Below are 23,750 nucleotides of genomic sequence, written 5' to 3' on the forward strand. Positions count from 1 at the left end.
GTTGGGTCGGATAGTTTTTTTGTTTTAAAGGTTTTTATTCAGTTAAATCACATCTTTTACGAAGATGGCTTTCTTTAAATAGGCTAATATATAAGAAAACCTTTTTTTAATCTGTTCCATAATAAAAAATTGTAATTCCCTATGGTTTGAATTGGCAATCTTTATGCCATACTGTAAAAGTGAATTAATTTTAACGTATAGTTCATTTTTTAAGGATTATTTTAATTATTTGTTAAGAAATAATTGTGAAAATATTTTCGTTATCTTTTGATCTGTTGGTGATAAGATTTCTATCTACTCCGTATAAATTCTGGAAGATATCGTTCTGTACCTGTGAGCTGGAAAGATATCCCCAGTGATTTCCTACTTCATATTTAAGGCTGTGAAGCAGATCATCCTTTACAAACGTACAGTCGATGATAGACACAATATCTTTGTATTGGTCAATATCACTTGGCCCGTTTTTACCAAGTCTTGGGGTGAGGATATTTTTTGTAAACTGAGAAGCTCCCAGAATGAGATCCTGTCTGTTCAGATAAATGGAAATTCGGTTAGCTAATAATGGTAGTTTATTATATGAATCTTCGGAATCTTCAAATACTTTATAACTTACATCTGCATTCAACAATAAAACCTGATCAATAACGCGGAGTATATTCTCTCTTTTAAGGCTGTAAAGCATGCTTTGAAGCACTCTGTTTCCCAAAGAATGGGCCATGATATGAATTCTTTGGTTACATGGTTTAAGATCCCGGTTGGAAAAAATATCTTTTAAAAACTGGGTGTAGAAATAAAACATTCTCATCAGGGATGCCCCGGAATTAATACTGGAAGCCTTATCATCAAAATAACTTAAAGGAATCATACTTCCTGAGGCTGGCCAGCTTACGAACAAAATATGTTCTACAGGGGATGCAGGATTATCAATGAATATCTTCTTAAGATCAAGAATAGCCTTTAATTCATCATCAAAATCATACAAATAACCGTGGATGAATATCAGCACATCGCTTCTGTCTTTCGTAGAAGACATATTTTTGTACAGTTCGTAAAACATCCTTTGGGTTCCGCCAAGGTTATTGGCTGTAAGAGGAGATTTTTTGATTCCTTTTTCACTCAACAAAACGTCCAAAACTTCTTCATAACCCTGTTTTTCCGGTTCAGAGAAAAGCTTGTAATTTAAGATATTCCTGTTGGTATAGTCTTTCTTCTTTTTGGCCTGTGGAGTAGGTTCCTGATAATTGTCAAAATCACATTTGGCAATTCTGAAATTAGGAATTGAGTATTCATCATTGGAAAAAGAGTCTACTTTTTCACCTTTATGACGAATAATTTTCCGGTTGCTTAAGATATAAACGCCCATGATGGTAAAAGGTTACAATGGTTTTAGCTTTTCGAAATTAGTGAAAATTCCTGAAATACAATGGATAAGGCTTTTAAATTATCACTTTTACAAACGCTTATTTTTCCGTAACTTTGTGAAACTTTTTTTGCTAAAAAATAAAAGCTACTTTAATGGAAGAAGAAAAAAAATCACTCAATTTTATTGAGCAAATTATTGAAGAGGATCTGGCAAACGGTTTGAAAAGAGATCAGATCCGTTTCCGTTTTCCACCTGAACCGAATGGTTATCTGCATGTAGGTCATACAAAAGCGATCTGCATCAACTTCGGTCTTGGTGAAAAATACAATGCTCCCGTAAACCTTCGTTTCGACGATACGAACCCTGAAAAAGAAGAGCAGGAATTCGTAGATTCTATCATGAAAGATGTTGAATGGTTAGGTTTCAAATGGGATAAAGTTTTGTACGCATCCGATTACTTCCAGCAGCTTTACGATTGGGCAGTTCAGTTAATTAAAGAAGGAAAAGCTTACGTAGATGAGCAGCCGTCTGAAGTCATCACCGAACAAAGAAAGAATCCTGCAGAACCGGGAATTGAATCTCCATACAGAAACCGTCCTGTTGAAGAATCATTAGATTTATTCGAAAGGATGAAAAACGGAGAATTTGAAAGTGGTTCAATGTCTCTTCGTGCAAAAATCGACATGGTTTCACCTAATATGAATATGCGTGACCCTGTTATGTACAGAATTTTGAATAAACCTCACCACAGAACAGGTACAGCCTGGAAAATTTATCCGATGTATGACTGGGCTCATGGTGAATCCGATTATATTGAGCAAATTTCACACTCACTTTGCTCTTTGGAGTTTGAAAATCACAGACCTTTGTACAACTGGTATTTAGATCAGGTTTACGAAGATGGAAGGGTTAAAAACAAACAAAGAGAATTTGCAAGGATGAATGTTTCCTATATGATTACTTCCAAAAGAAAGCTTCAAAGATTGGTAGCTGAAGGGGTAGTAACCGGATGGGATGACCCTAGAATGCCTACCATTTCAGGAATGAGAAGAAAAGGATATACTCCGGCTTCTATCAAAAATTTTATTGAGAAAGTAGGGGTAGCGAAAAGAGAAAACCTTATCGAAATCCAATTGCTTGATTTCTGTGTACGTGAAGACCTGAACAAGGTAGCTAAGCGTGTAATGGCAGTCGTAGATCCTGTGAAATTAGTGATCGAAAACTATCCTGCAGACAAAGAAGAATGGTTAGAAACTGAAAATAATCCTGAGCAGGAAAATGCAGGAACAAGAGAGGTTCCATTCTCAAGAGAGCTGTATATTGAACGTGAAGACTTCAAAGAAGAAGCTAACAATAAATTCTTCAGACTTAAATTAGGTGGAGAAGTTCGTTTGAAATCTGCTTACATCATCAAAGCTGAAAGAGTAGAGAAGGATGAAAATGGTGAGATTACTACCATTTATGCTTCTTACGATGAGAAGAGCAAGTCCGGAAGCGGAACAGAAGAAAGTTTAAGAAAAGTAAAAGGAACTTTACACTGGGTGTCGGCAAAACATGCTATTCCTGTAGATGTGAGAATCTACAACCAATTGTTTACAGTAGAACAGCCTGATGCAGAAAAAGATGTAGACTTCTTAAACTTCATCAACCCTGAATCTGTCACAACGATAAAAGGATTTGCTGAACCAAGTCTGAAAGAAGTTGCTGTCGGAGAACCATTACAGTTCCAGAGAATCGGATATTTTACAAAAGATCAGGATTCTACGGACACAAATTTTGTGTTCAATAGAACTGTGACATTAAAAGACTCTTATAAGCCAGAGTAAGAAATTTATTGATACAAGATAAATGAAACAGGGCTTAATTTTTAAGTCCTGTTTTTTTGTTTAAAAGAAACTTAAACAAAATCAAATAATTAAAACTTAGGAAATTGTGAAATTAATAAACATATATACCAATTCATTCAAAGGACTCTCGCAGGAGAGTTGGATGCTGGCGTTGGTAATGCTCATCAACAGAGCCGGTTCTATGGTACTTCCGTTTCTGGGAGTTTATATGACAAATCATTTACATTTTAGTATTGAAAATTCAGGAATTGTACTGAGCTTTTTTGGAATAGGCTCTGTTCTTGGATCGTGGCTGGGAGGTATGATTACAGATAAAATAGGAGAATACAGAGTACAGAGTCTGAGTCTGCTTCTCAGTGTTCCCTTATTCTGTCTGATTCCGCTTTTTACAACGGAAGCAGGTTTGGCGGGAATTATTTTGGCCCAAAGTATTGTAAGTGAAACTTTTCGTCCGGCTAACTCGGTCGCGATCACCAAATATGCAAAGCCTGAAAATATTACCAGAGCTTTTTCCTTAAACCGTATGGCTGTCAACCTGGGATTTTCTATCGGGCCAGCCTTGGGAGGTATTCTCTCTGCTATTTCTTATGAATTTCTGTTTTTCAGTAATGCATTGGCTGCTTTACTGGCAGGGCTGATGTATATCTGGTTCTTTAAGGATCGTGCACGAATAGCGAAAGAGAAAGCTAAGACAGTAAAAGAAGAGGTTGTAGTTAAGAAAGAAAGCTCTCCATACCGCGATAGTAAGTTTTTGATTTATTGTGCATTTTGTATGCTGTTTGCTATATGTTTCTTCCAGTTATTCAGTACTCTGACCATATTCTATAAGGATACAGCGCATTTGAGTCAGCAAAATATCGGATATATTCTGGGGTATAGCGGATTTTTGATTGTATTGCTGGAAATGGGGCTGGTACAGGTAGCTGAGAAGTATTTTACTTTAGCTTTTACAATGCTGTTCGGAACTTTCCTGTGTGGTATTTCTTATGCCATGCTGGCCTTTGATTACAGTATGATTGCCCTTGTGCTGTCTATGACCTTACTTTGTGTAGGGGAAATATGGACGCTTCCCTTTATGTCAACCATCACAGCATTACGTTCCGGAGAGAATAATAAAGGAGCTTATATGGGATTGAATGGAATTTCTTTTTCAATAGCATTCATCGTTACACCTTATATAGGAACATTGATTGCAGAAAAGTTAGGCTTCAGTATATTGTGGATTGGAACAGGAGTATTGGCAGTGGCTATTGCCGTAGGTTTTTACTTTATCATTCCATGGATGCTTAAGGATAAAAATAAAGTAGGGAAGGATTTGATGTAGTTTAATATAATTCCTTTTAATTCAGTTGTTTAAAAAATATAGTTTCGGGCAATTTCGTAGAAATTGCCCGAAACTATTAATATATATTACTTTTTATAATTAAGGCTTAGAAAGTATGGAATTGATAATCATATTCGCATGAACTCTCGAATTCTCAATGAACCAGAGATGCGTGTCTTTTCCTCCACATACTACACCTGCAAGATAAAGATTGTAAATATTGGTTTCCATTGTTTCGGGATTATAAAACGGATTAAGGCAGTCTCCATTTAGCTCAATCCCTGAATTTTTAAGAAAATCAAAATCAGGAAGATAACCTGTCATCGCCAATACAAAATCATTGTCAATTTCATGAGTTTCTCCTTTTTCATCTTTGAAAATGATTGTATTCTCTTTGATTTCGATCATTTCTGCATTAAAATGAGCTTTAATGCTTCCTTCTGCAATTCTGTTTTCAATATCCGGTTTTACCCAATATTTTACACTTTTTGAAATCTCGGAGTGGCGGACAATCATTGTTACTTCAGCTCCTTTTCTATAGGTTTCCAATGCTGCATCTACAGCGGAATTGCTTGATCCCACTACTACAATTTTCTGCCTTGCATAAGGATAAGGTTCGGTATAATAATGCTTGACCTTCGGAAGATTTTCGCCTGAAATATTCATAAGATTGGGAATATCGTAGAATCCGGTTGCAATCACAACATTCTTGGCATAATAGGTTGATTTGGTTGTTTTGATCTCAAATATTTCATCGCTTTTCGAAACACTCAACACCTTTTCGTAGAGATTGATATTGATCTTTTTTTGTCGGGCAATTCCCTGATAGTATTCCAACGCTTCCTGTCTTCCCGGTTTGGGAGCAGCAGAAATAAAAGGAATTTCGTCAATTTCCAGTTTTTCTGCAGTAGAGAAAAAGCGCATGTATAAAGGATAATTGTACAGAGAGTTGACAATGGTTCCTTTTTCTATGATTAAATGAGTAAGGTTGTTTTTTTGGGCTTCAATAGCACAGTTTAGGCCGATAGGCCCGGCTCCGATAATGAGAATGTCCAAAATTTCCATACTACAAAGGTACGGCTGAAATTGTAAATTATGAATTAAGAATTATCATTTATCATTTATGAATTATAGCGGTTGGCATCAGTTTTGGTACTCTTTTTATCCACCAAAAAAACTTATCATATGAAAAAAAGAATTATTCCTCTATTAGTTATGAGTACAGTATTAGTTCTCAGTGTTGCTACAGCCTGTAAAAAAGAGGCTGGAAAACCTGTTCCCAATCAAATTGATTCCATTGCACAAAATAAAGTTGACAGTGCTGGAACCGTTCATAATAACGTTAATAAAGAAGCTGTTTTAAAACAAATTAATGATGAGGTTTTAAAGGCTTTGAAAGATAAAGATTATACCACTTTCGCTTCTTTAATTCACCCTGAAAAAGGAGTCCGTTTTTCTATGTATGCTTATGTGGATGTAAAAGAAGATAAGCATTTTTCTAAAGCAGATTTTGAAAAATATCAGCCTACCAAAACATTGTTTACATGGGGAGCACATGATGGTTCCGGAGACCCTTATAAAGCGACTATCAATGATTACCTTGGTAAATGGGTATTTTCTAAAGATTTTACTACGTCACAATATTCATTGAATAAGTTCATAGGAGGTGGTAATTCACTGAATAATTTAAAGGAAATTTATCCTAAAGACGACTTCACCGAAAACTATATCAAAGGAACCGAAAAGTACGGAAATATGGATTGGAAAACGGTTCGTTTTGTATTTGAAGAATTTCAGGGTAAATATTATCTGGTTGCTGTTTTGAACGACCAGTGGACGATATAGAAACAAGAAGCAGATGCTGGAATTAAACTTCCAGCCCCTAACTTCTATTCTTTTTTATTTCAAAGCCTCAGTCAGTTGACGGGTGAGATTTCTTCTTGAGAACTGTTCAATATGCTGAGTGTTTTCGAGAAGACTGCCATTTTTCCAAAGGTTAAATTTTTCAAGAATAAACTTTTTTACAGTTTCCGTATCCTGATAATTAAAGTGTTTCCCAGCCTCTGTTTCCTCCAGAATTTTTGCCACATCAGCTTTCTCAGGACCAAATGATAGAATCTGTTTTCCTGAAGCCAGGTATTCAAATATTTTTCCGGGGATGATTCCTTTTGAAGATTCATTCGGGAAATTGGTGATAAGAAGCAGATCGGAAGTCTGCATTTCTTCTACCGCTTTACCATGAGCCAGATATCCAAGATTCACGATATGATTTTTAAGACTTGAATTTTCTATGGTATGAAGGATTTTATCATCTATTCTTCCTACGAATTTCAATGTAAAATCAGCTGCAAATTCAGTATTTTCCTTGATAAGTTCGTCAAGTGCTTTCCACAGATTTTCAGGGTTTCTAAGCTGTTCCAAAACTCCGATATAACTGAGCGTGAATTTATTTTCAGCTTTTTGCCCTTTCATTTTTTCACCCGAATCACTTTCATCAAAGCCATTCGTAATACAAACGGCATTAGCTCCTGCTTTTCTGAAGTTTTCAGCATCAGTATAACTTGTAGCCAACGTAATGTCTGCGTTCTTAAATACGGCACTTTCAAGTTGACGGTGTTTTTTATCTGAACTTTTGGTTAATTTCAGATGTTTGTAATAGGATATTTCTGTCCATGGATCACGGAAATCGGCAATCCATTTCAGATTCGGTATTTTGCTTTTTAATCCTAAACCAATCAGGTGAAGCGAGTGGGGCGGACCTGATGTTACAATGGTATCTATGTTATTTTCTTTCAGGTATTTTTCCAAAAATGTGACGGAAGGTTTTACCCAAAAGACTCTGGCATCCGGGATGAAAAAATTACCTCGTACCCAGATTGAAAGTTTGGATTTCCAGCTTTGATTTTTTCCTACATCAAATTGTCCGGCTTTAAATTTTTTATTGCTTTTATTGAGTTTTTCAGCCAGTTGATAAGGTTCCCAGATCTTAGTTCTTACCATCTCAATGTTTTCAGGAACATCTTTCATCAGCGTTTCATCCAGCAATGGGTAGCTTGGATTTTCGGGAGTATAAATGATGGGTTTCCAGCCGAAATCCGGCAGATATTTTGCAAACTTCAGCCATCTTTGAACACCAGGACCTCCCGCAGGAGGCCAGTAATAGGTGATAATCAATATTTTCTTATGTTCCATTTATTTAAATGAAAATGTATTTGCTATTTTTTTGAATTGTGGTAAATCCTGATCTAAATTCTGTTTAGAAGATGCCATTAAAAATAATATGAAATCTTTCTTTGGATCTTTTATAATTTTATAATAACACACACTAGGCTTTCCTTTAAATTTCCCATCAATCTCTGCCTGAAACGAATCTTTTGTTTCAACTATGTTTTTTTCATTCAAATCTTCAAATCCATATTTGAGTAAAGATTTTTTTGATTCTTCAAAAAAGCCTTTTAAACTAGGATCTCCAATATTGGGTATTTGTGAAATTAATATGGTCGGTTCTAATATTTCAGCATCCTTACCATCTTCTGTAAAATTATAAAAATTTGAGGTGTATTTTTGGAATTTAAACTTAGTGCCTGAAAGATCTATATTGAAAGTTGCATTGCCTAAGTAATCTACTTTAGAATCTTTATTATAAACAATAGTATGTAGCATATTTTTTACTTTGTTTTCAAGTAAAGTGTTATTGGCATCATACATTACTGTAATCATTTCTTTTTCGGTTCTATTATCAATAAAAAGAATTGCTCCTTTTAATTGTGGCTGACCCTGCAGAAAAATAATTTTAGATTTTACTCCATTTACCGTAATAAACTTATCATCAAATACCTTTATTCCTTTTGCCTCAAAATCTTCTTTTGAAAAATCATCAACAGTATTTTTTACGGTATTACCATCCGACTCCATTACAGTAATAGAATAATTGTTGTCTTTAGAAACCATAGCTCCATTACTTAAATTATAGTTTTTATCAAAAGGCAAAAAATATATTTTAGTATTGGGGATATTGACATGTTTTGAAGTTATATTATTATTTAAAGTTACTGCTTCCATAGGTGGAGGTGGAGAAGTATATTGTACCTCTTTCTTTTGGCAGTTAAATAAATTAACAGTAATAATCAACAATACTATTTTTTTCATAAAATGTGTCTTTAATTTATGCAATCTCTTTTTTCTTGTTCTTATTCATCCAGAAAATTCCAAAGGCAGATAAGAGGATAAATAATCCGAATGAAAGAAGAGAAACCCATTTCCCTTTTTCAATCACTTCCGGTTCGAAAACCATTCTGATATGATGATTTCCTGCTGGAACATGCACTGCACGAAGTAAATAATCTGCTTTAATGTAAGGAACTTCTTTCTCATCTACCAGCACTTTCCATCCATGAGGATAATATACTTCAGAGAATACCGCTAATTGAGGGGTCTTCGACTGAGATTTAAATTCTAGTTCGTTAGGCTGATATTTCGTAAGATTAATAAATGCGGTAGAATCTGCCTGAATAGGTTTGTCTGCAAAATAGGCTTTATCAGATGAAGCAATAACTGCTGTCTTTTTGTTGTCGATAGTTCCGATCGATTTAATTTCCTGATTAGGACTGTCTACGAACTTCAGGTCACTTACAAACCATGCATTACCATTGGCTTTTGGGTTAGGAACTACCTGTGGTTGCTCTGGCCCTCCAAAAACAAGGTATTTGGCATTTAATAAGTTTAATACATTAGGCGTTTTTACACTGTCCACATTATTGATGTATTCATTCAGAACATCATCATATCTTCTTAATTTTACAGCGTGATAACCACCAATGGAAGCTTTAAAATAAGAGGTGTTGGTTTCACTTGTTACTCCCAACGTCTGGTTGTAAATTCTGTAGTGAGTCTTATCTTTTTCAGCGATAGTCTCCAATGTTTTGTTGATGTTGACATTGGCTAAAATAGATTCCAGATTTGGATTTCCCTGAACTTTTTCAGCCAAAAGATCTGAACTTTCTGTCTGGAAAGGGTTTTCTGCAAAGATTTTATCTACATAATTTTCATCATTTAAATAACGTTTATTTACAGTCCAAAGATCAAATAAACTCACGACTCCGATTACTACTAAAGCAATATTCTGATTAAGCTTTTTCTTTAAAGTTAAGAATAACGCAGCTGCTGTAATGGCTACATAGATAAATGCTTTTATAGCATCTATTCTGAATAATTTATATCTTTCATCTACAAGATAATCGAGTAGGAAAGGAGGGAAATAAGTCTTTTCGCCTTCTGTTGAAAACCCTAATAATGATTTTCCAAAGATTAAAAGAATCAATAACAATCCTAAAGTTCCACCCCCTACATAAAGAAGAATTTTCTGTTTGTATTCCTCAGTCAATTTTTCGTCTGTGAAGAATCTGTATAATCCTAGAATAGCAATCAAAGGGAATAATAGCTCTACAACCACTAATATGGAAGAAGGTGCTCTGAATTTATTATAGAACGGTACATAATCAATAAAGAAGTCCGATAAAGGCATAAAATTGCTTCCCCAAGCCAGTAAAATAGTCAATATAGAAGCTCCCAAAATCCAGTAACGGTATTTTTTCGAAGCAAAGAAAAATCCTAGGACTGCAAGGAAACATACAATGGCTCCCTGATAAGCAGGTCCTGAAGTTCCCGGCTGGTCTCCCCAATACGTCATTCCGCCGAAACCTTTAGAAATTCTATCCATTTCCGTCTGTGAGCCTACATTTTCCTGAACAAGTTCCTGAACTTTGCTCATCATTTCTTTTCCTTCCGGTTCCTGACTTCCTCCACCCATTAATCTTGGAATGAAAAGGTTCAAGGTTTCAAGCTGTCCGTAGCTCCACATCAGCATACTTTCTTTATCCATTCCGGATTTCCCTGAAGTATGGCTGTCGTTATCTAAAATTTGTTTTCCACGCACGGTTTCTTTTACATATTCAGAATTGGCCATGATTCTCTGTGAGTTCATTCCAACCCCGATAATACATGATGCTGCAATGATTCCTGAAGAGATCAGGAAATGCTTCATTGGTGTCTTTTTCTGAATGGCTCTGATGAGTTCAGACAAGAATAAGAATCCTAGTGCAAGGAAAAGATAATACGTCATCTGTGGGTGATTGGCTGCAATCTGTAACCCCATAAAGAGGGTTGTGACGATGAATCCCCAGATGTATTGTTTTCTGATATAAACGAGTAAAATTCCGGCTAGCAGCGGAGCGAAATATTCAATGGTGTTTACTTTACCGTTATGTCCGGCTGCAATAATAATATAAAAATAGGTAGAAAGCCCGAAGAAAGTGGCTCCTAAGAGTGCGTACTTCCAATTTCTGACCACTACCATTCCCAAAAGGAAAAAGCCTGCAAAAAGCAGGAAGAGATAATTGACCGGCCTTGGCAGAACATTCAGGTTGCTGTCGATTTTTTTGATGATGTCACCTTTGAACTGGCTTCCCATCTGATAAGTCGGCATTCCTCCAAACATAGAGTCGCTCCAATAGGTCTCATTTCCGGTACTGGCTCTATAGTCGAGTAGTTCTTTTGCCCCTCCTCTGTATTGCACGATATCGTGCTGGAAAAGTTGTTTTCCTGTAAATACAGGAGTAGAATATAAAAATGCTAAAACTATAAATACTACTAATGAAGCTGCAATATAAATTAAGTTTTTATTTTTTGCCATGCTGGTTATTATCTTTTATTTCTTGGAATTTTACCTTTTATCCTTACTCTCTTTCACCTCTTCAAAGTCTACTGTTTCTGCATCCCATTTGAGGTTCTGTTTGTTATTCTTATTCGAGTTTTGTATATCCTGCTGTCCGTTGTTTTGATTGTTGTTATTAAAACGGTAACTATAAAATGTCTTGAAGAATATTCTTTTCAGAATGTTCCAGACAAAGAAAATAATAATGGCAGTGAGTACTAACTCAAGAATGTACTTCATAATATTAAAATTTAAAGTTCCGGGTTTAAAGTTTAAACCCGGAATACATTTAATTCAGTTATTTAGCAGATGGGTTTACCATTACAGAAGAATTGGAAACGCTTTTCATAGACTGAGATTGTTTTCCATCTGAAATAGATTCTATCTGTGTCGTTTTTACGGTAATATTCTGATTGGTAATCCATCCTGTGCTTTCGTCAAACTTAATGGTTCCGTTTTGAACCAGTTCACTACTCAGGCTGTGTGTGATTGGTCCCTGAGCTTTCTTTTCGGTTTTCTTAGGAATACCTCCGGTTACTGCAATTTCTGCAGCTCCGTTTCCTAAGCTTTTCATGACATAATTAGATGTTACTTTTACGTTTCCGCTTGGATCAGCATTTTCAGAAGTTGACCATTTTTCTCCAATTTTCACTCCTTTTTTAGGAATAATCATAAGGTTTTTATGGAACTGATCTTTCAATACTTTTTCGTTGAACGATTGTTTAAGGCTTGCTATTACACTTGCTTTTTGATTGGCATCTTTGATAAGAGTACCTACTGCATTGGAAACTTTTGTGTAAACAGCATCAAACCCTGTGATGGAAATTACGTTACCTTTTGTATCCATTTTCATGGCTAATTTATTTCCGGTAAGCGCTTTGTTTACATTCCAGATCATTTTAAGATCATCTTCTTTAGGAATAGGTAATTTTGTATCTACCACGACTGTTTTTCCCTGTGCAGACTGAGAATTTCTTTTTGCAACAAGATTAAGAGTCATTTCATATACATTCCCTTTAATATCATTCACTACAAAGTTCATTTCATCTGTAGACTCGCTGGTTGCAGTCATAGATTTTCCCTGAGGATCCGTCATCGTTTTTACATCTCTCTGATAGGTGGTAAGAGGGTAAGTCTTTCCTTTTTCAAGCTTAAAAGTTTGGGTAATAACACCTGCAGAGTCTTTGATTGCCGGGTTTTCTGCCACTTTCGCTACAGAATCAGCAGGAACTTCTACCGTTACTGTTTTTCCGGTTTTAGGATCTACTTTTGTTATTTTTGCTGTTTCTTTTTTACAAGATACAAGAGCTATTGATGATATAAGCGCAAGCGCTGCAATGTTCTTCATTTGATTTTTAACTTTATTTTTTACTACTATTTCTTAATATACTGTCTGCAATATCCTGCAGTTTTCCCTGAGATTCCATATCCGATTCATTAGAAAGTATTAGAACTCCCATGTTTTTCGACGGATAGATCTGAAGGACGCTTGAAAATCCAAATGTACCTCCGGTATGATAAACGGTTTGAGTGCCGTCTTCATAGGTATATTTTCATGATTTAAGGATTTGGTATTACGGTCATTTTCTGTCTTACCGCTTCATACAAAATCGCTCCACATGCTACAGATACATTCAGAGATTGAGTTTTTCCTTCAATAGGAAGTTTTATTTTTTCATCAGCATGATGCAGAACTTCTTTAGAAATACCCGTTTCTTCATTCCCCATTACAATAGCGCACGGTTCTGTGAAGTTCACATCATAGATTAATTTCTGAGCTTTTTCGCTGGCAGCATATACTGAAATTCCGCTTTGCTGAAGGAAATCTACAGTGTGTGCCAGGTTGTTTTCTTTACATATTTTGATGTTATAAATCCCTCCGGCAGAAGTTTTTATAGCATCAGAGTTGATAGGAGCAGCCCCTTTTTCCGGAATGATTACGGCATCAATTCCTACACATTCTGCTGTTCTGCAGATCGCTCCGAAGTTTCTTACGTCTGTAAGTCTGTCCAGAATCAAAAGAAAAGGAGTTTTTCCCTGTTCAAATAATTGCGGAACAATATCCTCCACTTTATGAAACGGTACATCCGATATAAAAGCAACCACACCCTGGTGGTTTTTTCTTGTAAAACGGTTTAGTTTTTCAACCGGAACATAATTGGGACGGATTTTATTTTTAGCTAAAATTGCTTTTAATTCAGCATAAATAGGACCCTGAAGTGCATTCTGCACAAAGATCTTGTCAATAGTTTTTCCTGCTTCAATTGCTTCAATCACGGGACGCAGCCCGAAAATAAAATCGTCTTTTTTATCTGTCATCTTATTATTATATGTTTAAGGTTCAAAGTTTAAAGTTCAAGGTTTACTGAGTAAAGTTTGAAATTTAAGGTTTGTACTTTGTTCCTCTTAAATCAGTTGTATTTAAATATTTTACTAAAAGAGCTGATCTTTTTACTTAATGTTTCTGTCTGCTCAATTAATCTTTCAAATTTTTCCTGCGAAATAAAATTTCTGTCAAAAACCCGATACAGTTGTGATCTGGTTTCTCCACAAGAAGCTTTCGCAATAGAAAGAAATTGTATAAATTCTCTGTTGCCGTTTCTTTCAAATCCTTCAGCAATATTATCCATTACAGATCCTGAAGAACCATCAATTTGATTACTGAGCTTAAAGTTATTCTTAAGACTGGTAGATTCTATAATACTATAAATCTCATTGCATAAGTGACGGGATAATTTCCAAATCTCTAAATCCTCAAATCTATTAATCGTCCCCATAACCTTAAACTTTAAATTTTAAACCTTGAACTAATATTTCTCTCCTAAAATTGCTCTCTTCTGCGCCATCACATATCCATAGTGAAGACTTTCATGCATATTGTTGAAGATAATGGCATCCTGAATACTTTTCAGATCCATCCCAAAACTAGTGGTATATGGAGTGTAGTCTGAGAAAAAATCACTGTCATAATCCTTCATCAAAATCTTTGAAGTTTCTGTCAGTAAAAATTCCAGATCTTCTACTTCAGATTTCTGAACATTTAAGTTGGGTAAAGTTCCTTTTTTATAAGTTTCAATCCAGTATTTATCAATACGGAAAGGGTTTCCACTCAGATAATAATGCAGCAGCTGCTGTGTAGCAACAGTATGTGCAATATTCCAGTAGATATTGTTGTTGAAACCATCCGGAATCAGAATCAGATCTTCATGAGAGGTGTTCTGAAGGATGTCTAAAAGGTTCTTTCTTACCTGTCTGTGCGCTTGAAAATGATAATTCATTTTGCGAAATTTTTAATCACCAAAAATAGTTTAATAAACTGGAAATGACAATTTTTGAGCAGGTGATTAAAGCAAAATTTATATATTTTTATGAAAAAAACAGATAATCCTGTTGAGTTTTAAGACTTCAGCAGTTCTTGACCTTGCATCAATACTGGAATATTTAACAAACTTTAACTCAAAAATAGCATTTATTGTGTTGATTAATGCAAGTATTTATCAGAAATTTACCACTTATTTTAAATCAAGCTATGTCAGAGATATATCAAGCTGAAGATATCCGCCAATTGACGGAAAAAGTAAAGGAAAAAAACTACTTATTTTCTCTTCTGAGACAGGAAATCAACAAAGTTATTATTGGACAGGAATACATGATAGACCGACTTTTGGTAGGACTTCTGGGGAATGGTCACGTTCTTTTGGAAGGGGTGCCGGGGTTGGCCAAAACTCTTGCAATAAAGACATTGGCTGATGCTGTTCATGGTGAGTTTTCAAGGATCCAGTTTACACCGGATTTACTTCCTGCGGATGTAGTGGGAACCATGATTTTTAATATCAAAGACAATGATTTTTCCATAAAAAAAGGACCTGTATTTGCGAACTTTGTATTAGCAGATGAGATCAACCGTGCACCGGCAAAAGTACAGTCGGCTCTTTTGGAGGTAATGCAGGAAAAACAGGTTACAATTGGTGATGAAACAATGAAGCTTCCAAAACCATTTTTGGTATTGGCAACGCAGAACCCTATTGATCAGGAAGGAACTTACCTGCTGCCTGAAGCACAAAGTGACCGTTTCATGCTGAAGTGTACTATTGATTATCCGGCTTTCGAAGATGAAAGACAGGTGATGAGAATGGTTTCAACATCACACCAGCCAACAGTGAAGCCTGTGATTGCCCTTCAGGATATTGTTGATGCAAAAGAATTAATCAACCAGATTTATCTGGACGAGAAAATTGAAAAATATATTCTGGATATGGTCTTTGCGACACGTTATCCGGAAAACTATGGTCTTTCTGAACTTAAAAATTACATCAGTTTCGGAGCTTCTCCAAGAGCTTCCATTAACCTTGCTATTGCTTCAAGAGCTTATGCATTCCTGAAAGGAAGAGCTTTCGTGATTCCTGAAGATGTAAAAGCACTGGCGAAAGATGTTTTAAGACACAGAATGGGCTTAACTTTCGAGGCTGAAGCTGAAGAAGTGACAACAGAAGAGATCATCAACAGAATTTTAGCAAAAATCCAGGCACCATAATGAGTGATGTAATAATTAGAAAAGCAGTTCGGGAGGACTGTGCTCCTATGTTGGATTTAATCCGGGAATTAGCGGAATATGAAAAAGCACTGCATGAAGTAACGGTAACGTTGGATGATTTTACACAGGACGGTTTTGGGGCTTCTCCTGTGTGGGGTGCTTTTGTGGCAGAATATGAAGGTGAAATTGTAGGAATATCATTATATTATGACAGATATTCAACATGGAAAGGAAGAAGGCTGTACCTTGAAGATCTTGTCGTGACGGAAAATCTGAGAGGAAAACAAATAGGAAAAAAGTTATTTGATGCAACACTGGAATATGGTAAAACCCATAATTACAGTGGTATGGTCTTCCAGGTATTAAACTGGAATGAACCTGCAATCAATTTTTATAAAAAATACAATACAAAGTTTGATAACGAGTGGTTGAATGTTTCCATCGAGCTAAAAGATTAATAACATTAAACTTTGAATTTTAAACCTTGAACTTTAAAATTGTCTATGCAGATAAAAGATATTGTAAAAAAAGTAAAGCAGATTGAAATCCGTACCAGAAAAAAGACGGAGGCTGCTTTGATGGGGCAATATCACAGCGCCTTTAAAGGGCAGGGGATGACTTTTTCAGAAGTGCGTCCATATCAGTTTGGAGATGAAATCAGAAGAATCGACTGGAATAAAACCGCACGTTTCCGTGAGCCTTTCGTAAAAGTAATGGAAGAAGAAAGGGAGCTGACGATGATGATTCTTGTTGATATTTCTGCTTCCATGGATTATGGAACGAAAGTTCAGCTGAAAAGAGAATATGTAGCAGAGATTGCAGCCAGTTTAGGATTTTCAGCGGCCGGAAATAATGATAAAGTAGGATTGATTCTATTTGCTGATAAAGTATACAAAGTAATTCCTCCTCAAAAAGGAAGAAAACATATTCTTTCGATTATCAGTAATATTCTGACGGCAGATTATGTTCCTGCAGAATCTAAAATAGACAAAGCAATGGAATATATGATGGGGATTTTTAAAAGAAAATCTCTTGTTTTCCTGTTTTCAGATTTTGAAGATGAATATGATTCCAAAATGTTGAGAGTGGCTTCAAAGAAACATCAACTGTTGGGAATGAGGATTTATGATGAAAAGGATAATGAAATTCCTGACGTAGGATATGCCCGCATGTATGATGTGGAAACCGGAAAGGAAATATGGGCCAATACTTCCAGTGCAAGATGGCGGTATACTTTTGCGGAAGCTCAAAAACAAAAACTGAGAGCTCTGGAAGAAGACTTTGCCAACAGCTCTGCAAGTTTTATGAATATCAATACCGGCTCAGATTATTCAAAATTATTGTATAATTACTTTCAGAAAAAATAACATCGGGCTTAGCTCGTAACTAAAAAAATAGGAGGCGTTTGCCTTTATTATTGTAACATTGAGAAAAATACTTTTAATATTATCTTTTCTGATCTGTGCGAATGCTTTTTCACAGATATTATCCTCTAACGTAGAAAAGAAAACCATTGCTTTAGGAGAAATCAATCATCTTACTATAAAGATTGATAATCTTAATGAGCAGCAGGTAACTTCAGCAGCCAAGAATGAGCTGCTGCCTTTTCATTTTGAAGAAACTAAAGACAGCATTGGGCAGACCGCCAATTCATATGAAAGAAAAATTGAATTTGCTGTTTTTGAAGAAGGAAAATTTACCATTCCGGAACTGGAATTCAAAGTGGGGGATAAGATACTTAAAACGATTCCTTATGAAATAGATGTCATTAATACGGCTCAAAAAGCAGATCAGATTAATGATATCATGAATAACAAGCAGGTAAAACTGGAAGCAAAAGACTATTGGGAGCTTTATAAGTTTTATATTCTTGCGGCATTGGCAGTTATTGCACTCATTATTGCTATTATCATGTTTGTGAAATGGGGAAGAAAATCGAAGAGCACTCCGGTTGTGGCTACCAATCAGACCTTGAAAGAACTGGATTCTCTTAAAAAGAAAAAATACATTGAAGGAGGAAACTTCCGTTCATTCTATGTGGAATTGATCGATATTTCCAGAACCTTTATTACAAAACAATACCGCCTTCCGGCAGATGTACTTCTTACTGATGACCTTATTGATGTCATGAAAAAGAATAATACCATCTCGCAGGACAATGAAAAAATAATAGAAGATGTATTTCTTAGGGGAGATTTGGTGAAATTTGCCAAAACATTCCCTGATCAGGAAACAATGGAGAGAGATTTTGCCAATATCAGAGACTTTGTGAAAAGATCATCCAAAGATTTAGAATTCGAAAACTTAAGAAAGGATGTTTAATTTTGAGTTTTACAGTCCGTGGTTCTTATTGCTTTTTCTGCTGTTTATCCCTCTTTTAATTAAAGATGCCGGGAGACGCAAAAGAAAGGGTATAAAAGTGCCTACCATAAAAAATATGGATCACAGCGGAGGAATCCAGGGTGTGCTTTTTTTACTGAAAATTTCAAAGTATATCATTCTTTCAGCTTTGATTATTGCTATGGCAAGACCGAGAACATTCACGGTTTCGCAGGACAGAGATGATACAAAGGGAGTAGATATTATGTTGTCTATTGATGTTTCTTTAAGTATGCTGGCCAAGGATTTAAGTCCGGACAGAATTACAGCACTTAAAGATATTGCGGTAAAATTTGTTCAGAAACGGCCCAATGACAGGATAGGAGTGGTTGCGTATGCTGCGGAAGCTTTTACAAAAGTTCCTGTCACTTCGGACCATCAGGTGGTGATTGATGAAATTAAAAACCTGAATTCTGCAGGTCTTGAGCCTGGTACAGCTATCGGAGAAGGTCTTTCTGTAGCGGTGAATCATTTGATTAAAAGCAAAGCCAAAAGTAAAGTAGTCATCCTGATGACGGATGGAGTAAGCAATATTCAAAATGCTATTCCTCCACAGCTTGCTGCCGAACTGGCAAAAAATAATAATATAAAGGTATACTCAATCGGAATAGGTACCAATGGTTATGCTCTGATGCCGACATCGCAGGATATCTTTGGAGATCTTATCTTTACCGAAACGGAGGTTACCATTGATGAAAATACCTTGAGAGAAATAGCACAAACTACAGGAGGAAAGTATTTCAGAGCGACCTCAAACAGCAGTCTGGAAGAAGTGTACGATGAGATCAACCAACTGGAAAAATCTGATGTAAAGGTTTCCAAGCTGTATAATTATGAAGAATATTTCAAAATATTCCTTTGGATTGCATTAGGAATGTTAGTGTTTGATGCATTTTTGAGATGGGTGTTTTATAAAATTTTAAGCTGATGAGTTGGTCTTTAGGAAATTATTGGTATTTATTTTTACTGTTGCTTCTGCCGCTGTTAGCTTCCTTTTTGATTCGTTTTTTAAAATGGAGAAATAAAAAAAGAGAAATTTTTGCAGGGAGTCAGTTTCATGATAATTTATTTGAAAAAAGCTCGGGATTTACGAAGTTTTTCCCTGCATTATACTTATTGGGAACATTATTTCTGATATTCTCTATTATTGATCTTCTGAATGGTTCCGAAGAGGTAAAAAGTACCCAGAAATTGAATAATGTGATCTTCATGCTGGATGTATCCAATTCTATGAATGCTGAAGATATAGACCCAAGCCGTCTTACGGAAGCTAAAAACCTGATGCTGGCTACCATGAAGAAAATGAATAATGATAAAGTAGGTATCGTCATCTTTGCAGGACAGGCGATGTCTATCATGCCCTTAACAACGGATTATAACTCTGCGGAGACTTATATAAGTGGAATTGAAACCAATTCTATGCAGATTCAGGGGACAGATTTTCTCAAAGGAATGCAGGCCGCTGTTGAGAAATTTAAAAATGTAAGCAAAGGCTCCAGAAAAGTAATCCTGCTGAGCGATGGTGAAGATAACGAAGGAAATGATAATGCAGCCATCAGATTGGCTAATAAAGAAGGGATAAGCATTACTTCTGTAGGAGTTGGTACTGATGAAGGAGCTCCGGTTCCGGAATATGTTTTCGGACAGCTGATGGGCTATAAAACCGATGCCAACGGAGGAACGGTTATTTCAAAAAGACAAACAGAGGCTTTAAAGAAAATGGCAGAATCTACAGACGGAACTTATATTGACGGAAATAATATTAACGAAGCTCCTGACAGAATCGTAGACGCGGTGAATAAGAAATCTGCAGGTGCGGAAACTATGGTGAAATCACAGAATGCCAATCATTATTATCAATATTTTCTAGCAGTATCTCTTCTGTTTTTCTTTTTAATTTATATTTTTAATCCTAAGAAAGATTTTAATGTATAGATTTCCCTTTGTTTATAGAAGAAATTCTACAGGTACTTTAACCGATTTTAACAAATAAAACTCTGTTTCTTAACATATAAAGGAATAATTTTGCAAGTGATGAATACTAAAATCATATTTTTATCGTTTATTGTTGCCATTTCGTTCTCAGGCATTTTGTTTGGGCAGGAAAGCTATAAGAATTTAGTTCATGAAGGCAATCAGAAATTTGACGGTAAAGATTATGACGGAGCCTCCTCAAAATACATGGAAGCGATAAAATCCAATGATAAAGATTTTACCGCTCACTACAATATGGGGAATGCACTATATAAAAATAAGAAATATGAAGAGGCAAAGGCTGAGTTTGAAAAAGCTGAAAAACTTTCACAAACCCTTCCTGATAAAACAGCCGCTTATCATAATTTAGGAAATGCTTATATGCAGATGAATCAGCCGGAAAAAGCAGCTGATTATTATAAAAAAGCTTTGAAGCAAGATCCCTACAGTGAGGTAACCAGAAAAAACTATGAGATTGCCAAACTGAAAGAGAAAGAAAAGCAACAGCAAAAAAACGAACAAAATAACTCAGGAAAAGGTGGCGGCGGAAATGATCAGAATAAAGGTGATGATCAGAAAGGCGACAAAGACAAAAAGCAGGATCAAGGTAACGGCCCACAAAATGAAGGCAAAAGTGACCAGGGTGATAATCCTAAGCAGAATCAAAATAATGAAGGCAAAATGCCGAAGAATCTTGAAAATGCGATCTTAGATAAAATAAACGAGAAAGAAAAAGAAACCGCCAGAAGAATTTTAAACAAAAATTCTTATTCGATGCCTGAAAGCAACGAGAAAGATTGGTGATGCAGCACAAATTGATTTACATATTGCTTACCCTAGCATCCGTAATTACTTACGGACAGGTAAATCTTACGCTGGATGCTGATAAATCTGAGTATGGAGGGAAAGATATTGTAAACCTTACCATTGTTCTTGAACTGAACGGAACTGACCTTGTTCAGCAGACTGGTTTACAGCTTCCGGATCTTTCAAAATTTAATATTATAGGAAGTGGATCTGTTACCAACACCGTGATTGATCCCGCTACCAATACTTTAATTACCCAAAAAGTATCCAGAATTGCCCTTGAGCCTAAGAAAAAAGGGAAAATAAAAATTGGTTCAGTTCTGGTTACTGTCAACAATAAAATTTACAAAACAGAACCTTTTGATGTCAATATCCGCGATATTGTAGACAGAAGATCACTCGCTGCCAACACATCCGGTGATGTTTATCTGAATATGGAAATTGATGACCGTGATGTTTACCAGGATCAGCCTACCATTGCTGTTCTAAGGGTTTATTCAAGAAGTATGGATAATCTTAGAAAAGTAAAGAATATTCACCTTCCTGAGCAGGATAATATCAATGTACATCCTATCAATTTTGATAAATCTGAAATAGATCCGTCCGGATATGGAAATATGCCTTCACAGGTATTGGCAATGTTCATGGTGTTTCCAAATGAAGCAGGATATGTAGAAGTTCCGGGAGTATCTGCTTCTGTAAGTACTTATTCTAATAAAACAAAGATTGTTTCCAATAAAGTAAAAATCAATGTAAGAAAACTACCGGAAGGTGCTCCGGAGTGTTTTAAAAATGCAGTTGGAAATTTTAATGTAAACGTATATAATGCTTCCAAAGAAAAACCGGAAGCAAAAAAACCTCTGAATGTGGTAGTAAAAGTTTCAGGAGAAGGTAACTTACCGAATATGGAACTTCCTAAAATTATGGCCTCTCCAGACTACGAAGTTTTTGCTCCGAAAATTACAGCAAAGGTTTCTCCGGGAACTACAGGAATGAAAGGTGAAATTTTGGCTAATTATGTAATTATTCCAAATAAATCTGGGGCAATTTCCATTAAAACAGAACAGTTTGCTTTCTTTGATCCTGAAAACAAGGAATATGTTGATTTGGGACAAAAAACACTGAATCTGAACGCTTTTTCTCATGATCAGATCCTGGAAGCCCGCTCTACTGTGGAAAAGGTAAACGAGTATACCAATAACCTTTTGGAGACTGTAAATACTCCGGTTTTAAAGACCACTTCATTTAAAGTAAAAGAAAAAAGCAAATTCCACTGGAGTATCCTTTTAACTAATATTGCCATTCTGGTAAGTTTATTTATTGCTTATTTATTATTTAAAAATTGGCAAAAAAAACGTACATTAGTTAGGGAAACTGTACCGTCAAAACCCTTAGGTTCAGTGGCTGAAACAGAAAAAGAAATCAGAGAATTGCTGAAAACGGATATCAATGATTATTTCGGATATCTGGAAAATCTTAAAGATAACGAAGAGTATGAAAAGTTCTTTGCAACACTGGAAGAATTGGATCAGGAGGTGAGAAGTCAGTATTTCCAAGCTTCTACTGCGGAATTTAAGACTTTTCTTGAAAAACATAAAGGATCTTCATTGGCAGAAGAATATGGCAGATTGCAACAGAAAGTTCAAATGGAAAAATACAATCCTGTAAAATCTATTGATGCTCTTGAAGAACTTTTGAAAACAATTGTTAATTTATATTCACAAATTAGCAAATAATCAGTTTATTTTCATATTTTTGCGAAATTTTTAATTACAAAGAGATGGAAATTTTTGATGGTTTCTCTATTAAAGAGATCGTTACCAGCTTCATGGTTCTTTTCGCCGTTATTGATATTGTCGGCTCAGTTCCTATTATAGTAAGCCTTCAGCAGAAATTTGGAAAGATTGAAGCCGGAAAGGCAGCAATCACAGCTGGTGCTATTATGATTGTTTTTCTATTCGTAGGAAATAAGATCCTTAAGCTTATTGGAGTAGATGTCAATTCCTTTGCAATTGCCGGGGCTTTTGTGATTTTTGTCATAGCTCTGGAGATGATTTTAGGAATTGAAATTAATAAAACGACAGAAGCAAAGGCTGCATCTATTGTACCCATCGCATTTCCCTTGGTTGCAGGAGCTGGAACATTAACAACTGCACTATCTCTTAGAGCTGAATTTCATGATATTAATATTATCTTCGGAATAGTTCTTAATACAATTTTCGTATATTTGGTGCTGAAATCGGCCAAATGGCTGGAAAGGAAAATTGGAGATGCTACTTTGATGATCCTGCAGAAAGTTTTCGGAATCATCCTTTTGGCAATTTCAATTAAATTATTCACCGCAAATTTTGCCCAGTTGGTGCAGAATTATATTAATTTTTAAGAGTCATGAAGAAGTTTTATAAAGTATTTTTAGTACTGTTTATCGTATTTATCGCCATCAATCTTTATGCTATCAACTGGCAAGCAACGGATATCTTAGGAGATGAGGATAACATTAGATTTGCATTCTCAGCCGGAGCTGCTGCAATAGGTCTTATCTTACTTTTTGTAATGGATACCTGGAGTAGAATCGGTGTAAAGAAATAAATTGAATATTTCATATAGATATAAGCCTCTTTCATTTTGAAGGAGGTTTTTGTTTTTATTAGGTGGCAGGGATTAGGTAGCAGGAATTAGGTGCGAGTGATTAGGAGAATGGTAATAGAGATTAGGAATTAGGCTGTCTTAAAACACAATATTGGTTTTTTATATTCGATAGGAGCGTGCTTTAGCCCGTTAAAAATAAGGAATGAATTTCTATTGGCTTT

The 23,750-nt window shown here is 35.6% G+C and carries 22 protein-coding genes and 1 pseudogene; 13 read left to right on the forward strand and 10 right to left on the reverse strand.

Annotated features, from left to right (window positions below):
- Window positions 1-232: 232 nt before the first annotated feature.
- Window positions 233-1,363 (reverse strand): alpha/beta hydrolase, encoded by a 1,131-nt coding sequence (locus tag ACM6F9_RS05330; protein ID WP_414844738.1) that lies wholly within the window; start codon window positions 1,361-1,363, stop codon window positions 233-235.
- Window positions 1,364-1,515: 152 nt separating this feature from the next.
- Between ACM6F9_RS05330 and ACM6F9_RS05335 the strand changes: the two genes are divergently transcribed.
- Both ACM6F9_RS05335 and ACM6F9_RS05340 read left to right on the forward strand, forming a co-directional pair.
- The gene (locus ACM6F9_RS05335) at window positions 1,516-3,189 is read left to right on the forward strand and encodes a glutamine--tRNA ligase/YqeY domain fusion protein (RefSeq protein WP_414844739.1); all 1,674 of its coding nucleotides are present in this window, start codon (window positions 1,516-1,518) and stop codon (window positions 3,187-3,189) included.
- A 163-nt stretch (window positions 3,190-3,352) separates the two neighbouring features.
- Window positions 3,353-4,534: an MFS transporter gene (locus ACM6F9_RS05340; RefSeq protein ID WP_414845103.1), complete on the forward strand. Its 1,182-nt coding sequence runs from the start codon at window positions 3,353-3,355 to the stop codon at window positions 4,532-4,534.
- Between the two features lie 99 nt (window positions 4,535-4,633).
- On the opposite strand, the gene ACM6F9_RS05345 is transcribed toward ACM6F9_RS05340, so the two are convergent.
- Window positions 4,634-5,599 (reverse strand): YpdA family putative bacillithiol disulfide reductase, encoded by a 966-nt coding sequence (locus ACM6F9_RS05345; protein WP_414844740.1) that lies wholly within the window; start codon window positions 5,597-5,599, stop codon window positions 4,634-4,636.
- 120 nt (window positions 5,600-5,719) lie between these two features.
- Here ACM6F9_RS05345 and ACM6F9_RS05350 point away from each other — a divergent pair, with 120 nt between their 5' ends.
- On the forward strand, window positions 5,720-6,379 hold the full coding sequence (locus tag ACM6F9_RS05350; RefSeq protein WP_414844741.1) for a hypothetical protein: 660 nt from the start codon (window positions 5,720-5,722) through the stop codon (window positions 6,377-6,379).
- 54 nt (window positions 6,380-6,433) lie between these two features.
- Here the strand turns inward: ACM6F9_RS05350 and ACM6F9_RS05355 are convergent, their stop codons facing one another.
- The 8 genes and pseudogenes from ACM6F9_RS05355 to ACM6F9_RS05390 all read right to left on the reverse strand — a co-directional run bounded on the left by ACM6F9_RS05355 (window position 6,434) and on the right by ACM6F9_RS05390 (window position 14,524).
- Window positions 6,434-7,726: a glycosyl transferase family 1 gene (locus tag ACM6F9_RS05355; protein WP_414844742.1), complete on the reverse strand. Its 1,293-nt coding sequence runs from the start codon at window positions 7,724-7,726 to the stop codon at window positions 6,434-6,436.
- Window positions 7,727-8,683: a hypothetical protein gene (locus tag ACM6F9_RS05360; protein WP_414844743.1), complete on the reverse strand. Its 957-nt coding sequence runs from the start codon at window positions 8,681-8,683 to the stop codon at window positions 7,727-7,729.
- Window positions 8,684-8,699: 16 nt separating this feature from the next.
- Window positions 8,700-11,225, reverse strand: a complete 2,526-nt coding sequence (locus ACM6F9_RS05365) for a YfhO family protein (protein ID WP_414844744.1) — start codon at window positions 11,223-11,225, stop codon at window positions 8,700-8,702.
- Between the two features lie 30 nt (window positions 11,226-11,255).
- Window positions 11,256-11,486 carry a hypothetical protein gene (locus tag ACM6F9_RS05370; protein WP_414844745.1) on the reverse strand — a complete coding sequence of 77 codons (231 nt, stop codon included), beginning with the start codon at window positions 11,484-11,486 and terminating at the stop codon, window positions 11,256-11,258.
- Window positions 11,487-11,544: 58 nt separating this feature from the next.
- Window positions 11,545-12,594: a DUF6263 family protein gene (locus ACM6F9_RS05375; protein WP_414844746.1), complete on the reverse strand. Its 1,050-nt coding sequence runs from the start codon at window positions 12,592-12,594 to the stop codon at window positions 11,545-11,547.
- 212 nt (window positions 12,595-12,806) lie between these two features.
- Complete coding sequence (gene rlmB, locus ACM6F9_RS05380; protein ID WP_105703252.1) at window positions 12,807-13,565, reverse strand: 23S rRNA (guanosine(2251)-2'-O)-methyltransferase RlmB; 759 nt, start codon at window positions 13,563-13,565, stop codon at window positions 12,807-12,809.
- A 64-nt stretch (window positions 13,566-13,629) separates the two neighbouring features.
- Window positions 13,630-14,023: pseudogene (locus ACM6F9_RS05385) on the reverse strand (four helix bundle protein).
- Between the two features lie 30 nt (window positions 14,024-14,053).
- Window positions 14,054-14,524 (reverse strand): DinB family protein, encoded by a 471-nt coding sequence (locus ACM6F9_RS05390; RefSeq protein ID WP_002977558.1) that lies wholly within the window; start codon window positions 14,522-14,524, stop codon window positions 14,054-14,056.
- Between the two features lie 251 nt (window positions 14,525-14,775).
- On the opposite strand from ACM6F9_RS05390, the gene ACM6F9_RS05395 reads away from it, so the two are divergent.
- The 10 genes from ACM6F9_RS05395 to ACM6F9_RS05440 all read left to right on the forward strand — a co-directional run bounded on the left by ACM6F9_RS05395 (window position 14,776) and on the right by ACM6F9_RS05440 (window position 23,529).
- The gene (locus tag ACM6F9_RS05395; protein ID WP_089690154.1) at window positions 14,776-15,780 is read left to right on the forward strand and encodes an AAA family ATPase; all 1,005 of its coding nucleotides are present in this window, start codon (window positions 14,776-14,778) and stop codon (window positions 15,778-15,780) included.
- On the forward strand, window positions 15,780-16,238 hold the full coding sequence (locus ACM6F9_RS05400) for a GNAT family N-acetyltransferase (RefSeq protein ID WP_414844747.1): 459 nt from the start codon (window positions 15,780-15,782) through the stop codon (window positions 16,236-16,238). Before ACM6F9_RS05395 ends, ACM6F9_RS05400 begins: the two co-directional genes overlap by 1 nt.
- Before the next feature lie 45 nt (window positions 16,239-16,283).
- The gene (locus ACM6F9_RS05405) at window positions 16,284-17,147 is read left to right on the forward strand and encodes a DUF58 domain-containing protein (RefSeq protein WP_414844748.1); all 864 of its coding nucleotides are present in this window, start codon (window positions 16,284-16,286) and stop codon (window positions 17,145-17,147) included.
- Window positions 17,148-17,205: 58 nt separating this feature from the next.
- Window positions 17,206-18,102, forward strand: a complete 897-nt coding sequence (locus tag ACM6F9_RS05410; RefSeq protein ID WP_414844749.1) for a BatD family protein — start codon at window positions 17,206-17,208, stop codon at window positions 18,100-18,102.
- Window positions 18,095-19,087: a VWA domain-containing protein gene (locus ACM6F9_RS05415; protein ID WP_414844750.1), complete on the forward strand. Its 993-nt coding sequence runs from the start codon at window positions 18,095-18,097 to the stop codon at window positions 19,085-19,087. Before ACM6F9_RS05410 ends, ACM6F9_RS05415 begins: the two co-directional genes overlap by 8 nt.
- Complete coding sequence (locus ACM6F9_RS05420) at window positions 19,087-20,094, forward strand: vWA domain-containing protein (protein ID WP_414844751.1); 1,008 nt, start codon at window positions 19,087-19,089, stop codon at window positions 20,092-20,094. Before ACM6F9_RS05415 ends, ACM6F9_RS05420 begins: the two co-directional genes overlap by 1 nt.
- A gap of 99 nt (window positions 20,095-20,193) precedes the next feature.
- Window positions 20,194-20,937 carry a tetratricopeptide repeat protein gene (locus ACM6F9_RS05425; protein WP_414844752.1) on the forward strand — a complete coding sequence of 248 codons (744 nt, stop codon included), beginning with the start codon at window positions 20,194-20,196 and terminating at the stop codon, window positions 20,935-20,937.
- 23 nt (window positions 20,938-20,960) lie between these two features.
- Window positions 20,961-22,676 (forward strand): BatD family protein, encoded by a 1,716-nt coding sequence (locus ACM6F9_RS05430; protein WP_414844753.1) that lies wholly within the window; start codon window positions 20,961-20,963, stop codon window positions 22,674-22,676.
- 44 nt (window positions 22,677-22,720) lie between these two features.
- Complete coding sequence (locus ACM6F9_RS05435; protein ID WP_105703260.1) at window positions 22,721-23,323, forward strand: MarC family protein; 603 nt, start codon at window positions 22,721-22,723, stop codon at window positions 23,321-23,323.
- 5 nt (window positions 23,324-23,328) lie between these two features.
- Complete coding sequence (locus ACM6F9_RS05440) at window positions 23,329-23,529, forward strand: hypothetical protein (protein ID WP_105703261.1); 201 nt, start codon at window positions 23,329-23,331, stop codon at window positions 23,527-23,529.
- Window positions 23,530-23,750: the final 221 nt, after the last annotated feature.

Source organism: Chryseobacterium sp. IT-36CA2 (genome assembly GCF_949767875.1).
Classification (GTDB): domain Bacteria; phylum Bacteroidota; class Bacteroidia; order Flavobacteriales; family Weeksellaceae; genus Chryseobacterium.